This window comes from Gelidibacter sp. (assembly GCF_035577925.1).
Taxonomy (GTDB): Bacteria; Bacteroidota; Bacteroidia; order Flavobacteriales; family Flavobacteriaceae; genus Gelidibacter.
Genome location: NZ_DATJCY010000017.1, coordinates 1 through 5,020, shown reverse-complemented (window position 1 = coordinate 5,020; position 5,020 = coordinate 1). Strand labels below are relative to the sequence as shown.

General features: G+C 35.9%; 4 protein-coding genes. 3 read left to right on the top strand and 1 reads right to left on the bottom strand.

Annotation, left to right across the window (positions count from 1 at the left end):
* Positions 1–362: 362 nt before the first annotated feature.
* Together VNJ50_RS00490 and VNJ50_RS00485 are read left to right on the top strand one after the other, a co-directional pair.
* Positions 363–665 carry a hypothetical protein gene (locus VNJ50_RS00490; protein WP_325578008.1) on the top strand — a complete coding sequence of 101 codons (303 nt, stop codon included), beginning with the start codon at positions 363–365 and terminating at the stop codon, positions 663–665.
* A gap of 115 nt (positions 666–780) precedes the next feature.
* On the top strand, positions 781–2,127 hold the full coding sequence (locus tag VNJ50_RS00485; protein WP_325578006.1) for a sigma-54 dependent transcriptional regulator: 1,347 nt from the start codon (positions 781–783) through the stop codon (positions 2,125–2,127).
* On the opposite strand, the gene VNJ50_RS00480 is transcribed toward VNJ50_RS00485, so the two are convergent.
* Complete coding sequence (locus VNJ50_RS00480) at positions 2,105–4,549, bottom strand: ATP-binding response regulator (protein ID WP_325578004.1); 2,445 nt, start codon at positions 4,547–4,549, stop codon at positions 2,105–2,107. The genes VNJ50_RS00485 and VNJ50_RS00480 overlap by 23 nt on opposite strands.
* A 157-nt stretch (positions 4,550–4,706) precedes the next feature.
* Here VNJ50_RS00480 and VNJ50_RS00475 point away from each other — a divergent pair.
* On the top strand, positions 4,707–5,020 hold a 314-nt coding region (locus VNJ50_RS00475), incomplete at its 3' end, for a hypothetical protein (RefSeq protein ID WP_325578002.1).

Sequence of the window (5,020 nt, the reverse complement as noted above, 5' to 3'; positions counted from 1 at the left end):
TTATGAAATAGAGGAAAATAACAGCTTAAAAATGGTTAAGAAAGATAGCATTGTAATTAGACATTAACTACATGGTCTTCAATTTGTCAGCTTTCAATAAATTATCCAAAGTGTAGAAAATGCCATTTTATCTTCGTTTGGCTGGCTGCAAATAATTTTTAAAACCGTGTAGTATTTATACAAAAAGTTTCCTACAAGGTATGATTTACACAGTTTTTATAAATTTATAAAACAACTTAAAAACAAGGTAATTAAATGATAACTAGTTAATTATAATTAGTTTTCATGGTTATAAACAACGCTGGCACATTTTTTTCTTTTTAGATTATCAAATAATAATAACCCTTAAAATTTTGAAGATCATGAAAAAGATAGTTTTAGTAACAGCAGTAGCATTAGGAAGTTTATCAACATTTGCGACCTCGACGTTTGACAAAAATCATTTAGATATCATCACTGTAACTGTACAGGATGATTATAAGGAAATAAAAACTACGGCCATTCCGCAAGCTGTAAAAGATGCTTTGGCGACCGACTATAAATCCGCCACTCTTAATAAGGCTTATGTAAACCATAAGCAAGAATACAAATTGGAGATTACTGTTGATGGAGCGGCGTTAACAGTATATGCAGATAAGGATGGAAACTGGATTGTAAAAGATTAGTTTTTGAACTTATTCATGCAGAAAAAGGACGTTTTCAAGAAAACGTCCTTTTTTTATGTTTTATTTAAAGGGTTAACTGGGTTTAAGTTGATATTTTTGTAAAAATGATCAAACTATGAGTAAGATTCTGTTAGTGGAAGATGATGTCAGTTTTTCTGAAATGCTAAGACGCTTTTTGGAGCGGCACCATCATTCGGTAACACAATCTTATACGCTTGCAGATGCCAAATCAAAAGTAAAGGATACAACGTTCGATTTGGTTTTTGCAGATCTCAGGCTTCCCGATGGTGACGGCCTTGCCTTACTCAACCATATCAAAGTAAAAGATACTTCCATTCCGGTAGTTTTGATGACCGGTTATGCCGAAGTATCAACCGCCGTAAAAGCCATGAAAGATGGCGCTTTTGATTATATTTCAAAACCTTTTAATCCCGAAGAAGTGCTTCAAGTGGTTAAAAATGCCTTGAATGAAAAAACGGAAAGTAAACATCCACAAAGTACAATTTCTACGCCATCAAAAACCCAATCTAAGGAAGAACATGATTTTGTAGCGGGTATCAGTGCAGCTTCTAAAGTATTGTACAACCATATCAATCTTGTGGCGCCCACCAATATGTCGGTTTTGATTTCTGGCGAAAGCGGAACGGGTAAGGAAGTTGTCGCCAAAGCGATCCATCTCAAAAGTACTAGAAAAAGCAGACCGTTTATTGCTGTCGATTGTGGCGCCATACCGAAAGAAATTGCAGCCAGCGAATTTTTTGGACATAAAAAAGGATCGTTTACAGGTGCTATCAATGATAAAATAGGCCATTTTGAAGCCGCTAATGGTGGTACTTTGTTTTTGGATGAAGTAGGAAATTTAACTTACGAAAACCAAATTCAGTTGTTGCGCGCACTTCAGGAACGACGCATCAAACCAATTGGCAGCAATGACGAAATTGAAGTCGATATCCGATTGTTGACCGCTACCAACGAAGATTTGCTGAAAGCTGTTGAAGTAGGCGATTTTAGAGAAGATCTTTACCACCGGCTGAATGAGTTTTTTATAAAAGTGCCCAATCTTCAAGAACGCGGTGATGATTTGATTCTTTTTGCGGATTTCTTTTTAGAGAATGCCAATAAGCAATTGAACAAATCCATTATTGGTTTTTCGCCGGAAGTATTAAATATATTCCAAACCTATTCGTGGCCGGGAAATTTACGCGAACTTTCAAACGTCATAAAACGCGCTACCTTATTGACTACGGGCGAAGTGATCCAAAAAGAAGTGCTTCCTTTTGAATTGTCTGCAGCACCTAAAACCGAAAATTCACCCGATTCTTTTTCGGCAAAAACCAATGAAAAAAAATTGATTTTAAAAGTGCTCGAAGAAGTCAATAACAACAAAACAAAAGCGGCAAAATTGCTCAACTTTTCGCGAAAAACGCTTTATAACAAACTTAAAGAGTACGATTTGGACTGATATAAGTTTCAATATCTTCACAAAATGCTTTAAGCTTTACATTCAAAGTAGCAAAAAGATCATCGTCAATAATTGTGGCATGTTCAAAAACTTCTAATATTGGTACGACCGAAGTTGCATTTAACTGTTTGAACATGGTCAGCATTTGATGGCTAAGATGTTTAATGGTTTCTATGTCATTTTGTTGCTGAGCTGTTTTTAGTTCTGCAATATGTTTTTTCGTATCGTTTAAAAACAGTTCTAAAAGTGATTTTAGGGCCTCTTCGTCATAATTTAGAAATCCGGCAATTGATGTGGTATCAAAGTATTCCGAATGGTAAAAGGTGTGTTTATTGGTTTCTTCTTTTTTAATTTGCGTAATCCGATCAGGAAAAAGTTCAGTTAAAATATCAAGCCACATATGGGTTTTAAATGGTTTATATACCACTTTAGAAAAGCCACTGTTCAGGTATTCTTCGGTATCAATATCGGTTCTGCCCGTCATCGCAATAATGGGCTGTTGTTGGTAGGAGGGCATTTTTTTTACAGTTTCCATAAAGTGAAAACCATTCATTTTTGGCAATTGGATGTCTGTAATAATAAGGTCATAAGGTAGATCATCCAACGCTGAAAGTGCCGCTTTAGCATCTTCAAAAGTAGAGGTCGAAACGTCGTATTGTCCTAAAACATCAACCAAAAGTTGGCGTAACGATACATCATCATCTACAATTATAACGTTGAGTTTGAAATGCGAATTGCTAGGTGTAGGCGTTAATTCTTCTAAAGGTTGACCGGAAAGTTTCACTGGAAAAGAGACTTCAAATGTGCTTCCTTTGCCAGGACTACTCTGTAAATTTAATTGTCCTTTTAGCAGGCTTACTAATTTTTTAGAAATCGCTAATCCCAATCCAAAACCCGAATCTTTTGATCTGTTGTTTTGACTAATTTGTGTAAAGGCGTTAAAAATATCTTGTTGTTTTTCTTTACTAATGCCAATTCCCGTATCTGAAACTTGGATGACGGCACTGTACGTTCGGTTTTTGGTTTCCAATTTGGTGCTGACCGTAATGTTGCCTTTATCCGTAAATTTATAGGCATTACCAATAAGATTGTACAATATCTGATTGATTCTAAATGGATCGGAAGCAATCGCAATATCAAGCGCCGGATCTAGTTCTAACAGCAATTGAATAGGTTTTTGGTCATGTACGGCTTTAATGTTGGCACTGGTTTCTTTTACAATATCGTTTAGGCAAAAAGGGACCATTTCAATCGTAATCTGACCATCTTCCAACTTCGAAAATTCTAAAAGATCGTCCACCAATTGGGTCATATAGTTGGATGCGTTTTTAATGTGGTCCAGATAATTTTCTTCTTTGCTGTTCTGTGCTGTTTTGTGGAGCAATTCACTATATCCAGAAATGGTGCTCAATGGCGATTTGAGATCATGGCTCACCATGTTGATCAATTGCTCTCTACTTTTTAATAACGAATTGGTATAGGCATTGGATTTTTCGAGTTCATCACGGTATTCCTGACTTTTCCAAAAATCGCTCAAAATGACTATGGAAAAAATAATGACCAGAATAAAACTGACCACTGCTGCCAATGAAATAATCGTCGTGCTTCGGTCTAATATTTTTTGACGTTGCTCAATAAGACTTTGTGATGAAGTGGTCATGTCGCGTTCCAGAGTGCGGAGCAAATTCCGTAATTGACGTGAGGTTGTCAGATCGTTTTCAATCAGTTCGCGCTCTTTTATCATTAAGGATTGGCGCTGTGCCGCAAATTCCTTTTGGGTTTTGTTGAGCATATCACGTGATGTTGTCACAATGGAATCTATTTTTTTTTGATCCACTTTTTTAATGGAATCCTTGGCGGTCAGTTCATTCAAACTTTTGACCACACGCTCCATAATTTCCCTGGTTTTAGGATCGGCGGTACTTGGGTTTTCGACATAATCTTCTAAGGTGAATTTTCCCAAAATAGGATCAATGGACTTTAGTTTGGCAATGGTTTGTTCAATATATTTTTCAGAATTACTATTGTCTTTAAGTCGCCTTAATTGATATAAATCTTCTTGTTTTTTAACAAAAATCACTTTAACACTGTCTAACAGTGCTTTTTGGTAAGTGTTATTTACCAAAACCATAAGGGTATCAATCGTGGAAATCAAGGTGTCATTTTGCGAAATATAAGCGCTGTATTTTTCTTGGGTGTTAAGTTGGAGTGCCGCTTTGGCCAAGCTTTCATTTTCGTAGATATCGGCAACAAGCCCACTTATTTTTATGAGTTTATGACGTTCTTTGAGATCATCGGTTTGAGTTGCTGTAAAATTGCCCAATTCAGAAAAAACCAATCCTACCGAAATGGCGGCCAATATCCCAAGAGCGATATAGCCAAAAATGACCTTAATCGTGATTTTTCTGTTAGATGATTTCATAGGTGTCTGTAAATACTTTAGCCAAGATAGAAAATGTGAAGCAAAAGGCTTGTCCTTAAAACTATTTTATGTCAAAAAAATTGCTGACAAAGGCAGATCCCTTTAGTTTATTTATCTTTGGATTTTAATTCTCTATTTTCAAAATGCTATTCGTGCTATGAAACAGCTCTTTCTATTGGGTTTCTTAATTTTTTTGGGATGTAAATCTGAGCCAAAGGCCGAAATGATCACTCATACAGATCAAGAAAAATCATCTGTAATTACTGCGGCAGATATTGAAAAACTTGATTATACCGATTATATTTTAAGCCCCGAAAGTGAAAATGCTGTTTTAGATTGGCAAAAATATCAGGATTTGAAAGCTACAATTGGACAATTGAAAAACGCCGATTTTTCTTTTTTTAAGGTCGAGAAGAACATCATGTCTGATTTTATCACCGAATTAAAAGCAGGACAACCCGAAATGATCAA

Excerpts from the sequence above, each read along its gene's own strand:
- VNJ50_RS00480 (WP_325578004.1), bottom strand. The coding sequence starts at position 4,549 with ATGAAATCATCTAACAGAAAAATCACGATTAAGGTCATTTTTGGCTAT.
- VNJ50_RS00490 (WP_325578008.1), top strand. The coding sequence starts at position 363 with ATGAAAAAGATAGTTTTAGTAACAGCAGTAGCATTAGGAAGTTTATCA.
- VNJ50_RS00485 (WP_325578006.1), top strand. The coding sequence starts at position 781 with ATGAGTAAGATTCTGTTAGTGGAAGATGATGTCAGTTTTTCTGAAATG.